This window comes from Bradyrhizobium sp. AZCC 1693 (assembly GCF_036924745.1).
Lineage (GTDB): Bacteria > Pseudomonadota > Alphaproteobacteria > Rhizobiales > Xanthobacteraceae > Bradyrhizobium.
On sequence record NZ_JAZHSD010000001.1, the window covers coordinates 4318748 to 4333601 of the forward strand.

At 63.3% G+C, this 14854-nt stretch carries 11 protein-coding genes and 1 pseudogene; 6 read left to right on the plus strand and 6 right to left on the minus strand.

Annotated elements, in window-relative coordinates; all coding sequences use genetic code 11:
- Positions 1-169 precede the first annotated feature (169 nt).
- Positions 170-1222: an acyltransferase family protein gene (locus V1293_RS20670; protein ID WP_334511761.1), complete on the plus strand. Its 1053-nt coding sequence runs from the start codon at positions 170-172 to the stop codon at positions 1220-1222.
- Positions 1223-1335: 113 nt separating this feature from the next.
- Here the strand turns inward: V1293_RS20670 and V1293_RS20675 are convergent, their stop codons facing one another.
- Positions 1336-2511 (minus strand): IS481 family transposase, encoded by a 1176-nt coding sequence (locus V1293_RS20675; RefSeq protein ID WP_334505689.1) that lies wholly within the window; start codon positions 2509-2511, stop codon positions 1336-1338.
- A gap of 184 nt (positions 2512-2695) precedes the next feature.
- Here V1293_RS20675 and polA point away from each other — a divergent pair, with 184 nt between their 5' ends.
- Together polA and V1293_RS20685 are read left to right on the plus strand one after the other, a co-directional pair.
- Positions 2696-5746 (plus strand): DNA polymerase I, encoded by a 3051-nt coding sequence (gene polA / locus V1293_RS20680; protein WP_334511763.1) that lies wholly within the window; start codon positions 2696-2698, stop codon positions 5744-5746.
- A 154-nt stretch (positions 5747-5900) separates the two neighbouring features.
- Positions 5901-6113: pseudogene (locus V1293_RS20685) on the plus strand (LysE family translocator); the annotation flags it as partial.
- A 156-nt stretch (positions 6114-6269) separates the two neighbouring features.
- Here V1293_RS20685 and V1293_RS20690 read toward each other — a convergent pair.
- The gene (locus tag V1293_RS20690; protein ID WP_247834161.1) at positions 6270-6896 is read right to left on the minus strand and encodes a glutathione S-transferase family protein; all 627 of its coding nucleotides are present in this window, start codon (positions 6894-6896) and stop codon (positions 6270-6272) included.
- A gap of 189 nt (positions 6897-7085) precedes the next feature.
- Between V1293_RS20690 and pyrE the strand changes: the two genes are divergently transcribed.
- Positions 7086-7649 carry an orotate phosphoribosyltransferase gene (gene pyrE / locus V1293_RS20695; protein ID WP_212422228.1) on the plus strand — a complete coding sequence of 188 codons (564 nt, stop codon included), beginning with the start codon at positions 7086-7088 and terminating at the stop codon, positions 7647-7649.
- 239 nt (positions 7650-7888) lie between these two features.
- A complete protein-coding gene (locus tag V1293_RS20700; protein ID WP_334511765.1) occupies positions 7889-8695 on the plus strand; it encodes a DUF2865 domain-containing protein in 807 nt (268 codons plus the stop codon).
- Between the two features lie 107 nt (positions 8696-8802).
- On the opposite strand, the gene V1293_RS20705 is transcribed toward V1293_RS20700, so the two are convergent.
- The 3 genes from V1293_RS20705 to V1293_RS20715 all read right to left on the minus strand — a co-directional run bounded on the left by V1293_RS20705 (position 8803) and on the right by V1293_RS20715 (position 11553).
- Positions 8803-9330, minus strand: a complete 528-nt coding sequence (locus V1293_RS20705) for a PAN domain-containing protein (RefSeq protein ID WP_334516819.1) — start codon at positions 9328-9330, stop codon at positions 8803-8805.
- A 267-nt stretch (positions 9331-9597) separates the two neighbouring features.
- Positions 9598-10968, minus strand: coding sequence for a glutamate--cysteine ligase (locus V1293_RS20710; protein ID WP_334511766.1), 1371 nt, complete (start codon positions 10966-10968; stop codon positions 9598-9600).
- 96 nt (positions 10969-11064) lie between these two features.
- On the minus strand, positions 11065-11553 hold the full coding sequence (locus V1293_RS20715) for a MarR family winged helix-turn-helix transcriptional regulator (RefSeq protein WP_212422353.1): 489 nt from the start codon (positions 11551-11553) through the stop codon (positions 11065-11067).
- A gap of 120 nt (positions 11554-11673) precedes the next feature.
- On the opposite strand from V1293_RS20715, the gene gstA reads away from it, so the two are divergent.
- On the plus strand, positions 11674-12288 hold the full coding sequence (gstA, locus tag V1293_RS20720; RefSeq protein ID WP_334511767.1) for a glutathione transferase GstA: 615 nt from the start codon (positions 11674-11676) through the stop codon (positions 12286-12288).
- Positions 12289-12494: 206 nt separating this feature from the next.
- On the opposite strand, the gene V1293_RS20725 is transcribed toward gstA, so the two are convergent.
- Positions 12495-14708, minus strand: a complete 2214-nt coding sequence (locus V1293_RS20725; RefSeq protein ID WP_334511769.1) for an FAD-dependent oxidoreductase — start codon at positions 14706-14708, stop codon at positions 12495-12497.
- Positions 14709-14854: the final 146 nt, after the last annotated feature.

The following is a 14854-nucleotide window of genomic DNA, read 5'->3' on the forward strand; positions in this document are numbered from 1 at the left end:
GTATTTGATGGTTAACGCCAATCCCGAATTCGCGGGCGTCTTAGAGCATTTTTCAGCAAAGGGGAAACCGGAAAAAGCGCAGAAAGCCGGCATGTCATTTGTATGAATAAAGGAGAAAGCAACGGATCGGGCCGAAGATGCGGCTCCATCGCGCCGAAAAGGGACACCGATGACTGTAAACGGTACATCCGCCGGACCTGAGCGTTCCATCCGCATCGACTGGGTGGATTACGCCAAGGGCATCTGCATCGTCATGGTGGTGATGATGCATTCGGTGCTGGGGGTGGAAAAGGCGGCTGGCGACACCGGTTTCATGCATGCGTTCGTCATGTTCGCGCAGCCGTTCCGGATGCCGGATTTCTTCCTGATTTCGGGCCTTTTTCTCGCCGTCGTGATCGACCGTGACTGGCGCACCTATCTCGACCGCAAGGTCCTGCACTTCGCTTACTTTTACGTGCTGTGGATGACGATTCAGTTCGGCTTCAAGGCGCCGGGCTTCGCCGCCGAACAGGGCTGGCGCCATGTCGGCTACCTGTATCTGGAATCCTTCGTCGAGCCGTTCGGCACCTTGTGGTTCATTTATCTGTTGCCGATGTTCTTCGTTGTCACAAAACTGTCACGCGGCATCCCCGCCATGGCGATCTGGCTGGTCGCCGCGGCGCTCGAGTCGGCGCATGTCGTGACCGGCTGGACGGTGATCGACGAATTCTGTGCGCGCTTCGTCTATTTCTATTCCGGCTATCTGTTTGCTTCCTATGTGTTCGCGCTGTCGGATCGTTCGCGAGAGAAACCCGCGCTGGCGCTCGTGGGCGTCGCGCTGTGGGCGCTCGTTAACGGCGGCCTCGTGATGTCGGACTTCAGCCATTGGCCGCTGGTCTCGCTGGCGCTTGGGTTTGCGGGAGCGTGCGCCATCATCGTCATGGGCACGCTGCTGGCGCGCATGCAGTGGCTGAACTTCCTGCGCTATTGCGGCGAACACTCCATCGTCATCTACCTCGCATTCTTCCTGCCGATGGCGGTGACCCGAACGCTGCTGCTGAAGACCGGCGTGATCACCAATATCGGGACGATTTCCCTGATCGTCACCGTTGCGGGCGTCGTCGGTGCGGTTCTGATCTGGCGGCTGGCGCTGGCACTTCGTGCCGACTTCCTGTTCGAGCGCCCCGCCGCCTTCTGGATCGCGCCGAAAAAGGCAGCTCCGGCGCTACAGCCGGCGGAGTAGGTTCTGTATCCGCATCTCAGCTGTCATCGCCCGGCTTGACCGGGCGACCCAGGGCGCCGGGCTCCCTCAGTTGAACACGGCCGCCTCGGCGTACTGGATCACCCGCTTTCTGTTTAGTCCGGAGACATGGCTGACACCTGTTCGGACACATCACTGACAGGTTGGTCATTGGTCAAGTCGATCGATGCGACCTGCCAACTGGCAAAGAAGATACCGTAGTGGCCGTCGCGATCGAGCGGGCGGATGGCAAGGCGCTCGCCGACGAAGGCTTTCGGAACTTTCCAGAACTGTCCCTTGAAAGAGATGTAGCTTCGGGTCGGCGAGACGGTCCGAACCGTCTCGCCGAGGTCGTATTGCACCTCCGGAATACGGGCCGGCATCGCACGTGAACTCGGCCGAAAGCGGTCGGCGGGGACGCTCATATCGAGGCCTTGGTGAGGCCGCTCCAGATTGTAGACCATGCGCCAGGCGTCGAGGGCGCGCTGGACCTCCGGCAGGGTGCGGAAGGGGCGCATGGCAAACACTTCGGCGTTGAGGGTGCGATGGAAGCGCTCGTTCTTGCCGCGGCCCTGCGGGTGGCACGGTCTGGCATGCACCACCCTGATGCCGAGCTTGAGCAGCCACACCTTCAGCCCGGTCCAGCGACCGCCGGACGTATCACCCCAAGGTGAGCCGTTATCGATATAGAAGGCCTCCGGCAGGCCATAGCGGCGGAACGTGGCCGTCAGATGCTCCTGCACCGTGGGACGCTGCTCGTTCTCACACGCCTTCAGGCACGGGACATAGCGCGAATGATCGTCGATCACCGTCAGCGGATGGCATCGCGTCCCGTTGGCGAGTGGCATGTGGCCCTTGAAGTCCATCTGCCACAACTGATTGGGAGCTTCCTTCTCGAAGCGATGGCCTGGATTGGGCGGCGCATTCTCGCTCGGCTTGATCCGGTCGTTCCGACACAGGATCCGATGCACGGTGGACGGCACTGGCACAGCCTGCCCATTGCGCTTCAGGCAATGGGCGATCTTGCGTGCTCCCCAAGCAGGATGCTTGTCGCGCACAGTTACGACCCGCGCCTCCACGGCAGCGGCGCTGCGCTTGGGCATCCGCTTCGGACGACGGGACTGATCCGAAAGCTCCCGATCGCCGGCCTGCCATCGCCTCAGCCATTTGTAGCCCACATCAGGACTGATCCCGAACCGCCGGCAGAGCTCCCGGCGGTTCGCTCCTTCCTGCAAGGCAAGTCGCACGAACTCGCGTCGCTGATCCATTACTGACACCTCGCTCCACGGCATGGACGGCTCCCGAATCGACCAATCCAGCCAATTTTGATGTGTCAGCTATGTCTCCGAACACCCGTCAGTGATCTGTCCGGGCTAAACAGAAGGCGGGTGATGACGGGTGATGACGGGTGTGTATTGGGCTCAAAATCCACCTCCCAAGGCTGTCAATCCGCGCAAAAATCCCTAAATTTCGGCCATGCCGAAATCAGCCCCCAAAGCCGCCACGAAACCCGCTCCCGCCGCCAAAACCCCTGCCAAGGCGCCAGCCAAAAATCCCGGCAAGGGCGACCATGTGTTCCTGGTCGACGGTTCCTCCTACATTTTCCGCGCCTATCACGCGCTGCCGCCGCTAAACCGCAAGTCCGACGGGCTGCAGGTGAATGCCGTGCTCGGCTTCTGCAACATGCTGTGGAAGCTGCTCCGCGAGATGCCCGAGGATAACCGGCCGACGCATCTGGCGATCGTGTTCGACAAGTCCGAGATCACGTTCCGCAACAAGCTCTATCCCGATTACAAGGCGCACCGGCCGCCGGCGCCGGACGATCTGATTCCGCAATTCGCGCTGATCCGCGAGGCGGTGCGCGCGTTCGACCTGCCCTGCCTGGAACAGGTCGGCTTCGAGGCCGACGATTTGATCGCGACCTATGTCCGCATTGCCTGCGAGCGCGGCGCCACCGCCACCATCGTGTCCTCGGACAAGGACCTGATGCAGCTCGTGACCGATTGCGTCACCATGTACGACACCATGAAGGACCGCCGGATCGGCATTGCCGAGGTGATCGAGAAATTCGGCGTGCCGCCGGAGAAGGTGGTCGAGGTGCAGGCGCTGGCCGGCGATTCCACCGACAACGTGCCCGGCGTACCGGGCATTGGCGTCAAGACCGCGGCGCAATTGATCATCGAGTATGGCGATCTGGAACAACTGTTGTTCCGCGCCGGCGAGATCAAGCAGCCGAAGCGGCGCGAGGCGCTGATCGAGAATGCCGAGAAGGCGCGGATTTCACGGCAGCTCGTGCTGCTCGACGACAAGGTCGATCTCGAAGTGCCGCTCGATGACCTCGCGGTGCACGAGCCTGATGCGCGCAAGCTGATCGCGTTCCTGAAAGCGATGGAGTTCTCCACCCTCACCCGCCGTGTCGCCGAATATTCGCAGGTTGATCCCGCCGATATCGAGCCGGATGCCGGAAACAAGAGCGGCGCCAGCGTTTTCGCAGTTCCGCCTTCCGGCAAGAAACCGGAAGGATATGCCGAGGGCGCGACGCTATTTGATAGTCCGCCTGCAGGCAAAGCCGGCACTGCGCCCGGCGCCGACAAGCAGGACAAGGCCGCGAGCCACAAGGGCACGCCGATCTCGCTCGCCGCCGCCCGCGCCGAAGCCGCGCGAAAACTGCCGGTCGACCGCAGCAAATACCAGACTATCCGCAGCCTCGACGAACTCAAGGCCTGGATCGCGCGCGCCTACGACGCAGGCATCTTCGCGATCGACGCCAAATCGAACTCCGACGATCCGATGCAGGCCGACATCTGCGGCATCGCGCTAGCGCTGGCGCCGAACGACGCCTGCTATGTGCCGCTCGCCCACAAGCAGTCCGGCGGCGGCGCAGGCCTGTTCGATGCCGGCCTCGCACCGGACCAGATCACGGCCGCTGAGGCGTTGGCGGCGCTGCAGCCGCTCCTGGAATCATCAGGCATTCTCAAGATCGGCTTCGACATCAAGTTCAACGCCGTGATGCTGGCGCAGCATGGCATCACCCTGTGCAACGTCGACGACGCGCAATTGATGTCGTACGCGCTCGACGCCGGACGCAACTCACATGCGCTGGGGTCGCTGGCCGAGCGATGGTTTGGTCATGCCGTGATCGGCGAAAGCGAGCTAATTGGCAACGGCAAGAGCAAGCTCACGTTCGACCAGGTCGCAATCGACAGGGCGACCGCCTATTCGGCCGAAAGCGCCGACGTGATCTTGAGGCTGCACCGCGTGCTGAAGCCGCGGCTCGCCGCCGAGCACATGACAACGGTCTATGAGACCCTGGAGCGGCCGCTGGTCAGCGTGCTGGCGCGGATGGAACGTCGCGGCATCTCGATCGATCGGCAGGTGCTGTCGCGGCTGTCGGGCGATTTCGCCCAGACCGCGGCGCGCGTCGAGGCCGAACTTCAACAGATCGCGGGCGAGCCGATCAATGTCGGCAGCCCCAAGCAGATCGGCGACATCATCTTCGGCAAGATGGGGATACCCGGCGGCACCAAGACCAAGACCGGCGCGTGGTCGACCTCGGCGCAGATCCTCGACGAGCTCGCCGAACAGGGCCATGAGTTCCCGAAGAAGATCCTGGAATGGCGGCAGGTGTCGAAACTGAAATCGACCTATACCGACGCGCTGCCGAATTACGTGCATCCGCAGACCCATCGCGTGCACACCACCTACGCGCTGGCTGCGACCACCACGGGGCGGCTGTCGTCGAACGAGCCCAATTTGCAGAACATCCCTGTACGTACCGAGGACGGCCGCAAGATCCGCCGCGCCTTTATCGCGACGCCCGGCCACAAGCTGGTGTCGGCGGACTATTCGCAGATCGAATTGCGGCTATTGGCCGAGATCGCCGACATCCCCGTGCTGAAGCAGGCGTTCCGCGACGGGCTCGATATTCACGCCATGACGGCATCCGAAATGTTCGGCGTACCGATCAAGGACATGCCGGGCGAGGTGCGCCGCCGCGCCAAAGCGATCAATTTCGGCATCATCTACGGCATCTCGGCGTTCGGCCTCGCCAACCAGCTCGGCATCGCCCGCGAGGAAGCCTCCGCCTACATCAAGAAATATTTTGAACGATTCCCCGGCATCCGCGCCTATATGGATGAGACGCGGGATTTCTGCCGCAGCAACGGCTATGTCACGACGCTGTTTGGGCGGAAGATGTACTACCCCGACATCAAGGCCTCCAACGCGTCGGTCCGCTCCTTCAACGAGCGCGCGTCGATCAATGCGCGCCTGCAAGGCACCGCCGCCGACATCATCCGCCGCGCCATGATCCGGATGGAAGACGCGCTGGCGGAGAAGAAACTATCGGCGCAGATGCTGCTGCAGGTGCATGACGAACTGATCTTCGAGGTGCCCGACAACGAGGTGGCGGCGACGCTGCCGGTGGTGCAGCACGTGATGCAGGACGCACCGTTCCCCGCGGTGGTGCTGTCGCTGCCGCTGCAGGTGGATGCGCGGGCCGCGAACAACTGGGACGAGGCGCATTGAGTTGCTCTGTCATCAACCGCGACCGGGCGATCCAGTATTCCAGAGCACGAAGTGTGAGGGGCAGCTCGTGCCGCATTGACTACGCTTCATCGGCTGGGCCGCGGCGTACTGGGCGGATTCAACCGGTCGTCGCAACACTTCAGCCAAGGAGGTCGGCAGCGTGCTGACGCAGTCGCTGGCGCTGGCGCTGGGCGCGATCCAGATCGTCATCAGCGTCAGCGTCAACGCCATGATCGCGCTCGCCGCCGGATCGATCGCGCGCTTTCTCGGCACGCGGCCAAGCTGGCTCTTGGTGCAGCGCGGGCTGATGGGCACCGTGCTGGCCGGGCTTGCGGTGAGGATGGCGTTCGAGGCGAAGCGGGCGTGAACTTCTTCCCCTCTCCCCTTGTGGGAGAGGGATCGAATGAGCGAAGCTCATTCGAGACGGGTGAGGGGTCTGTCACCGCGAGTCCTGCTCGTTGAGAGAACCCCTCATCCGGCGCTTCGCGCCACCTTCTCCCACAAGGGGAGAAGGGAAGAAAAATCAATCCAGCTTCGCTTCCATGCCGCGCTTGGTGGCGGGGCGGGCCATCAGCGCGTTGTACCAGCGCTCGACGTTCGGAAAATCCTTCAGCTCCACCTTGTGGCGCGGGTGGCGCCAGGCCCAGCCGAGGATGGCGAAATCGGCAACCGACAGGGCGTCGGCGACGAATTCACGGCCTTCCAGCCGCCGGTCCAGCACACCATAGAGCCGACGCGTCTCAGCCATGTAGCGCTTGAGGCCATAGGCGCGGTCGGTTTCGTTCTCCAGCGCGATGAAATGGTGCACCTGGCCCGGCATCGGGCCAAAGCCGCCCATCTGCCACATCAGCCATTCATAGACCGGGATACGCTCGGCCAGCGGTTTTGGCAGGAACTTGCCGGTTTTCTCGCCGAGATAGAGCAGGATCGCGCCGGACTCGAAGATGCCGACCGGCTTGCCGCCGGGGCCGTCGGGATCGACGATCGCGGGAATCTTGTTGTTCGGGCTGATCTTGAGGAAACCGGGCGCCATCTGCTCGCCCTTGGTGATGTTCACCGGGATCACCTTGTAGGGCAGCCCCATTTCCTCCAGCGCGACCGAGATCTTGCGGCCGTTCGGCGTGTTCCAGGTGTGCAGTTCGATCGTCATTCGGTTTTCCCCACAAAGGCTTGGGTCTCCGTACCCCGGAACCTCCGGGCCTTACAACCCGCGCTTTCCACGGGGGGCCCCTGCGAAAGCAGGACGCATGCGCCACTGTTGACGGCACGAGATCGGCGCTGGAATGTCCGGGGAAGCGTCGATAGATTGCGCCCGCCTGAAACGCCTTAGGAAACCGCCTTGTCCAAATCCGCCTCCCGCGCCCGTCTCGCCGAGATCATCCGCAAGCGTTCGTTCGGGCGCGGCGAGATCACGCTGGCCTCGGGCCGCAAGAGCGACTTCTACTTCAACCTCAAGCCGACCATGCTCGACCCCGAGGGCGCCGCGCTGCTGGCCGAACTGACCTATGAGGCGCTGAAGGACGACAATCTCGATTTCGTCGGCGGGCTGGAGATGGGCGCAGTGCCACTGGCGGGCGCGATCGCGCAGCTCTCCTGGATCAAGGGGCACCCGATCGCCGCCTTCTTCGTGCGCAAGAAGCCGAAGGAGCACGGCGCCCGCCTCGCGGTGGAGGGTCTCGCCAAGGGCGAGACCTTGCAGGGCAAGCGCATCGTCATCGTCGAGGACGTCACCACGACCGGCGGCTCGGCGCTGAAAGCCGTTGAAGCCGTGCGCGACGCCGGCGGCGAGATCGTGCTGGTCCTCACCATGGTGGACCGCGAGGAAGGCGCGACCGAAACGTTCGCGGAAGCCGGCCTGGAGTTTCGTTCACTCTACAAGGCCGGTGAATTCTTGAAGGGGTGATCTCCAGCTCTTTCGCACATATCACCGTCATGCCCGGGCTTGTCCCGGGCATCCACGTCTTAGCGGTGCTGCGGCAGGAAGACGTGGATGGCCGGGTCAAGCCCGGCCATGACGGAGAGAGCATTTCTTTTCCGCGTTCCCGCCCCCGGGTAAAAGCTCATTTACCATCCCCCGTTAAGGTTACCCGAACTGAAGCCGATAGCGCTTCAGCGCGTTTGTTGCGTTGGGTGGAGTTGGCGTTGCGTACAGAGTTGGCTTTTTCGCGCGTGCGGCGCCGCGCGGCATTTGTGACCGCCGCCACCCTTGCGGGCTCGCTTGCGCTGGCACCCGGCAGCGTCTCCGCCGAAGGTCTGTTCGATTTCCTGTTCGGCGGCGTCCAGAAACAGGCGCGGCAGGCCCCCGCGCAGGCGAACTTCTTCGCCGATCCGTTCGGCACCAATCAACCGGCGCATCCGGCGCCCGCAGCGCGCGTCGCGGGCTCCGGACCTGCCTTCTGCGTGCGAAGCTGCGACGGCAAATATTTTCCGCTGACCATGCGCGGCAACGCCACGCCGGTTCAGACCTGCCAGGCCTTCTGCCCGGCGAGCGTCACCAAGGTGTTTTACGGCAGCAACATCGACAGCGCTGCCGCTGCTAATGGCGAGCGCTATGCCGACAGCGAAAACGCCTATGCCTATCGCAAGGCGCTACGCGCCGACTGCACCTGCAACGGCAGGAGCCCGTCGGGGCTGGCGCCGGTCGATCTCACGCTCGATACCTCGCTGCGCTCCGGCGACGTCGTCGCCACCACCGACGGCCTGGTGGCCTATACCGGCGTTCGCTTAGGGGCCGACCAGACGGCGGAATTCACCCCCGTCGCTGCCTATCCCGGCCTCACGGCGGACGTCCGCGCGCGGCTCGGCGAAATGAAGGTGGCGCCGGTCAGTGCCGAGATGGTCGCGGCCAACGCGCCGCTTCCCGAAACAAGACGCGACGTCGAACTGCCGACCGCCTCCATACCGAAGACGGTTGCGCCGAAGCCGGCGACGCGGGCAGAAGTGCGATAAGGACAACACTGTAGCCCGGACGAGCGAAATCCGGGAAAACTGTATCCGTTGCGACACTGTCCCCGGATGTCGCTTCGCTCGTCCGGGCTACGATTTTGTGCAAGCCCCTACCGCACCACGCCCGAGGTAAACCCCGCCTTGCGCCGCGGCGGCTTGATGTCCTTCTTCAGGAAGCAGTGCGCCTCCTTGCCGGCGTAGCCTGGTCGCGCATAGGTCCAGGCGCGGCATTTGTTGTCGGCGGCACAGGCGGCCTTGCAGGCGTCGTCGCCGCCGTTGCTGCTCTTGAGATCAAAACTCTTGTAGTCGCCGCCGAAGCGGTCGATCGAGGTTTCGATTGTCTCGTTGCGCCGCTCGACCACGCCGGCGCCGCGCACGCCGGTGACACAGCAATCGCTCTGCACCCGCGGCGGCACGTTGCTCTTGAGCCAGCACACCGCGCCTTTGACCAGGTCGGTCGGATAGCTGAAGGTCCAGGCCCGGCAGCGGCGGTCGCGCTCGCACACCAGCGCGCATTCCGCCGGATCGCCCGAGATCACGGGCGCACTGAGATAATCGCCGCCGGGACGGTCGAAATTGGCCTGCGCCAGCGCCGGGCGCGCGCCTACGGCCGCCGCCAAAAAGGCGAGCGTCACCATACATGCCCTGAACAGGCGAACAGTCCCCATTTGCGGGTTGCTTTCGAGCACGCGTTTCCAGCGCGGGACGGCTTTCCTTCGAAAAGCCATCCCGCCCCAGCCCCTTGATTCGAGCATGATTTCCGCGAGGGAAAACCGGCACCGGCCTTCCCTCGCGACAAACGCGAAAACGCGTTTGCGCGGAGATCATGCTGCATCCGGCCGTCATTTGAGCGCCATCAACCTGTACGGTGGATGAACGGCCCAAAGGTTAAGCAACCCGTTAAGTTAAAACGCGTATTCCTGATAGACGGGCTCCACGGAACCGCCCCACTCACCGTTGAATTTGTCCAGCATTTCTTCCGCCGGCGTGCGGCCCGCTTCGAGGATGCGCTCCAGCGGTTCGAGGTGGCGGCTCTCATCGCGGCCGAGTTGATCGATGCGGCCACGCCGCCGCAAGCCGGCATGCGACAGCTTCAGGCAGTCCCGGGCGATTTCGAACAGATAGCGATCCCGGATCCTGGCCTTGAAGCCGAAGCGCGGCACGTCGTCGCGCAATGCCTGACGCTCGGCCGCGGTCCAGTGGCGGACCAGATCCCAGGCCGCGTTCAGGCTTTCGTCGTCATACAGCAGTCCGACCCAGAACGCCGGCAGCGCCGGCAGCCGGCCCCACGGCACACCGTCGGCGCCACGCATTTCCAGATACCGCTTGAGGCGTACTTCCGGGAAGATCGTCGACAGATGGTTGGCCCAGTCCGACAACGTCGGACGCTCGCCGGGAAGCGAATTGTTGCGGCCCTCGAAGAAGGCGCGGAACGACGAGCCGGCGACATCGATATAGCTCTCGCCGCGCTTGACGAAGTACATGGGTACGTCGAGCGCGTAGTCGACCCAGCGCTCGAACCCCATGCCGTCCTCGAACACCCACGGCAACATGCCGGAGCGCGCATTATCCGTGTCGCGCCAGATCTCGGAGCGGAACGACAGGAAGCCATTGGGCTTGCCTTCGGTGAAGGGCGAATTGGCAAACAGGGCGGTCGCCACCGGCTGCAGCGCGATCGACACGCGCAGCTTCTTGACCATGTCGGCTTCCGAGGAGAAGTCGAGATTGGTCTGCACCGTGCAGGTCCGGTACATCATGTCGATGCCGTATTGCCCTACCTTCGGCATGTAGTTGGTCATGATCTTGTAGCGGCCCTTGGGCATCACGGGAATCTGCTCCCGCGACCAGGACGGCGTCATGCCGAGCCCGAGAAAGCCGATGCCCAAGGGCGTCGCGATCTCGCGCACCTGCGCCAGATGCGCCATCAGTTCGGCTTGGGTCTGGTGCACAGTTTCGACCGGCGCGCCGGACAGCTCAAATTGGCCGCCGGGCTCAAGCGAAATCGCGCCGCCCCCGGTGACGTCGTAAAGCCCGATGATGTTGCCGCGCTCCATGATCGGCTCCCAGCCGAGCAGGAGTTGCATACCTTCGAGCAGCGCGCCGATGCCGCGCGCTCCCTCATATGGCACGGGCTGACGGCCCTCCAGCGTGAACGGGGTTTTCTCGTGCTCGGTGCCGATGCGGAACTCGGACGGCGGCTTGATGCCGGCTTCGAGCCACGCGACGAGTTCGTCACGCGATTGCAGCGGAGTCATATCGATCTGGTCACGCGCCATGAAAAAATCCGGATATCTGGCGATTCGACCGAACGCGCCGTGTGGCCAAGGGAATGCGGACGGCGTCGTCCGCATCAACGAAACGTGTCAGGATTATCATCGCGCCGGCACGCCGTCGCGGGCAGCAGCCGCCTTGACGTCGGAGCAGGAGCAGCCCAGCCGGTCGAGCAGACCGCAAAGCTTCATGGCGTCGGCATCGGACAGTTTGGAGCCTACGTGCTTTTCGATCGCCGCCGAATAGGCGCTCCACATTTTCTTCTGCAGCTCGCGCCCGGCTTCCGTGATCTCGACGAACTGGCCGCGTTTGTCGATCTTGCACTCGCGCCGCGCCGCCAGGCCCTCGTCGACCAGGCGGTCGATCAGCCGGGAGGTGGAATATTGCGGGATCAGCATCTGCTTTTCCAGTTCCACCGGGCGCATCTCGCCGGACGGCGCGCGCGACAGTTCCAGCAGCGCGTCATACCAGGCCAGCGGCGGAAAGCCCGCTTTCTTCAAATCCTGCTCGACGGCATCGAGTACCCGGCTCTGCACCCGCATCAGGCGGATCCAGGCGGCTGTCGCCTCGGTCGATGGTTTGCGTTTCATCATCCAGTCCGTGTCTGTCACAGATCAGTGTACCGCACTAAATGCAGGTGCATCAATCTTGACTATTCCATGCAGATGCATTTAGTCAGTCTGCCAATAAATGCGAGAGAAGGAAATCCGATGAAATTGTATTATACGCCAGGCGCCTGCTCGCTATCCCCCCATATCGCGCTTCTCGAGGCCGGTCTGCCCCATGACCTGGTCAAAGTCGACCTGCGCGCCAAGAAGCTGGAGAACGGTGACGACTTTTTGAAGGTCAATCCGAAGGGCCAGGTGCCGGTGCTAGCGCTGGAATCCGGCGAACTGGTCACCGAGGGCCCGATCATCGTCCAGATGATCGCCGACAAGGCAGGCAAGAATCTGGCGCCGGCCCGCGATTCGGACGAGCGCTACAGGCTGCTCGAATGGCTGAACTACATCACGACCGAGTTGCACAAGAACCTCGGACCGATGTTCTCTCCGCTGCTCGCCGAGGAGGCCAAGGGCTTCTTCAAGGATCGCGCGATGAGCAAGTTCAAGTATCTGGAAACGGCGCTTGCCGGACGCGACTACCTGATGGGTAAGCAGTTCACCGTCGCCGACGGCTATCTGTTCACCATGCTGATGTGGGCGACCGATCGGCTCAAGTTCGATCTCTCCGACCTGCCGACCCTCCTGGCCTACAAGGCCCGCATCGCTGCGCGGCCGATGGTGCAGGAAGCGATGACCAAGGAAGGGCTGCTGAAGGCGGCGTAAGCTTTCATCCACGGGAATGCGAAAGGGCCGGATCGACGATCCGGCCCTTTTTGTTCGTGTCACTCTCTCCAGTGGTCGTCCCTGCGAACGCAGGGACCCATAACCACAGGGAGTTGTTGTTTGCCGAAGGCGTCGACCAACACGCCTTATCGACAGATCACGCGGTATGGGTCCCTGCGTTCGCAGGGACGACGATAGACCGCGACTTACGCCGCCTGCTTCTTCGGCGGGAAGCGGCCGTAGAAGGTCTCGCCGCTCGCCGCCATGTCTTCCAGGAGTTTCGGCGGGGTGAAGCGCGAGCCGTATTTGGCTTCCAGCCTGTGGCAGAGTTCGACGAACTTCCGCGTGCCCATGAAGTCGATATAGGACAGCGTGCCGCCGGTGAACGGCGCAAAGCCGAAGCCAAGGATCGAGCCGACATCGGCCTCGCGCGGATCGGTGATGACGTGATCCTCGACCGTGCGCGCGGCTTCCACCGCCTGCACCACCAGAAAACGCTGCTTCAGCTCCTCGATGTCGAGCGTATCCGGATCGAGTTGCTTGGGCTGCAGCGCTGATAGCCCCGCCCACAGGCTCTTCTGGCCCTTGCCCTTCTCGGGATAGTCGTAAAAACCCTTGCTGTTCTTGCGCCCCAAGCGGCCCTGCTTCTCGACCAGTTCCACCATCAGCTTCTTCTGATCCGGGTTGATGGAATTGGGACCGAGATCGGCCTCCGTCGCCTTGATGACCTTGAGGCCGAGGTCGAGGGCGACTTCATCCGACAGCGACAGCGGGCCGACCGGCATGCCGGCCATCTTGGCGCAGTTCTCGATCATCGCCGGCGGCACGCCTTCCAGGAACATTTCGTTGCCTTCGGCGATGTAACGGCCGACGCAGCGGTTGGCGTAGAAGCCGCGGGAGTCATTGACGACGATCGGCGTCTTGCCGATCACCCGCACATAGTCGAGCGCGGCGGCGAGGGCTACGTCGCCGGTGTTCTTGCCAAGGATGATTTCCACCAGCATCATCTTCTCGACCGGCGAGAAGAAGTGGATGCCGACGAACTTGCCCTGCTCCTTGAAGCTTTCGGCCAGCGACGTGATCGGCAGCGTCGAGGTGTTGGAGGCGAAGATCGCGTCCGACTTGAGGTACTGCTGCGCCTTGGCAAAGGTCTCGGCCTTGACCTTGCGATCCTCGAACACGGCCTCGATGACGAGGTCGCAATCCCCGAGCGTGGCGTAGTCAGCGGTCGGCGTGATGCGCGCCAGCAGCGCGTCGCGGTCACCGGCCTTGGCGCGGCCCTTGGCGACCTGCTCGTCGATCACCTTCTGCGCATGCGCCTTGCCCTTGTCGGCGCTTTCCTGGTCGCGGTCGATCAGCACCACGTCGAGGCCGGCGCGGGCCGAGACATAGCCGACGCTGGCGCCCATGAAGCCGGCGCCGATCACGGCGACCTTCTTGATCCTGGTCGGCGGCACGTTTTGCGGACGCCGGGCGCCCTTGTTCAGTTCCTGCATCGACAGGAACAGGCTGCGGATCATCGCCGCGGCTTCCTTGGAGCGCAGCACTTTTGTGAAGTAACGCGACTCGACGCGCAGCGCGGCGTCGATCGGCAACTGCAGGCCCTCGTAGACGCAGCTCATGATGGCGCGCGCCGCCGGGTAGTTGTCGTAGGTCTCGCGGCGATAGATGGCGTTGCCGGCCGGGAACATCATCATGCCATTCTTGGAGAACACCGGTCCGCCCGGTAGCTTGAAACCCTTCTCGTCCCAGGGCGCCACGGCCTTGCCGCCGCCCTTGATCCAGTCCTTGGCCGCCTTGACCAGATCGGCCGCCGGCACGATGGCGTGGATCAGATTGAGCGCCTTGGCCTTGTCGACCGTGACCGGATCGCCCTTGAGCAGGATCGTCATCGCATCCTGCGGCGGCACGAGGCGCGGCACGCGCTGGGTGCCGCCGGCGCCGGGGAACAGGCCGACCTTCACCTCGGGCAGGCCGAGGCGCGTCTTGGGATTTTCAGCCGCGACGCGGTAGTGGCAGCACAGCGTCACCTCGAAACCGCCGCCGAGCGCCAGCCCGTTGATCGCGGCCGCCCACGGCTTGCCGCAGGTTTCGATGCCGCGCAGCACCAGCGAAAAGCGGCGGCTCTGCTCGAACAGCATCTGGTTTGCGGCGACCTCGCCCTTTTGCTTGAAGACTTTTGCGTATTCCTTGTTCATGCCTTCCAGCATGGAAAGGTCGGCGCCGGCGCAGAACGCTTCCTTGCTCGAAGTGATGACGACGCCCTTTACCGCGGCGTCGGCCGTGGTCTGCTTCAATATCTCCTCGAGCTCGGTGGTCGAGGTCTCGTCCAGCACGTTCATCGAACGTCCGGGAATGTCCCAAGTGACGAGCGCAATGCCGTCGGCGTCGGTCTCTAGCTTGAAATTCTTGAAGGCCATGTTGGTTGCTCCCTCGATGCCGGCAGCCGATGTCAGGCGCGGGCGGTTGAATTGTGATCCCGTAGGGCGGGCAAAGCGCAGCGTGCCCACCAATCCTTGCGGAGTTCGTGATGGTGGGCACGGCGCAAGAGCGCCTTTGCCCACCC

Bases quoted from the DNA above. Each gene is read 5' to 3' on its own strand.
- V1293_RS20670 (WP_334511761.1), top strand. From the start codon at position 170: ATGACTGTAAACGGTACATCCGCCGGACCTGAGCGTTCCATCCGCATC.
- V1293_RS20675 (WP_334505689.1), bottom strand. From the start codon at position 2,511: ATGCCGTGGAGCGAGGTGTCAGTAATGGATCAGCGACGCGAGTTCGTG.
- polA (WP_334511763.1), top strand. From the start codon at position 2,696: ATGCCGAAATCAGCCCCCAAAGCCGCCACGAAACCCGCTCCCGCCGCC.
- V1293_RS20690 (WP_247834161.1), bottom strand. From the start codon at position 6,896: ATGACGATCGAACTGCACACCTGGAACACGCCGAACGGCCGCAAGATC.
- V1293_RS20705 (WP_334516819.1), bottom strand. From the start codon at position 9,330: ATGGTGACGCTCGCCTTTTTGGCGGCGGCCGTAGGCGCGCGCCCGGCG.
- V1293_RS20710 (WP_334511766.1), bottom strand. From the start codon at position 10,968: ATGGCGCGTGACCAGATCGATATGACTCCGCTGCAATCGCGTGACGAA.
- V1293_RS20715 (WP_212422353.1), bottom strand. From the start codon at position 11,553: ATGAAACGCAAACCATCGACCGAGGCGACAGCCGCCTGGATCCGCCTG.
- gstA (WP_334511767.1), top strand. From the start codon at position 11,674: ATGAAATTGTATTATACGCCAGGCGCCTGCTCGCTATCCCCCCATATC.
- V1293_RS20725 (WP_334511769.1), bottom strand. From the start codon at position 14,708: ATGGCCTTCAAGAATTTCAAGCTAGAGACCGACGCCGACGGCATTGCG.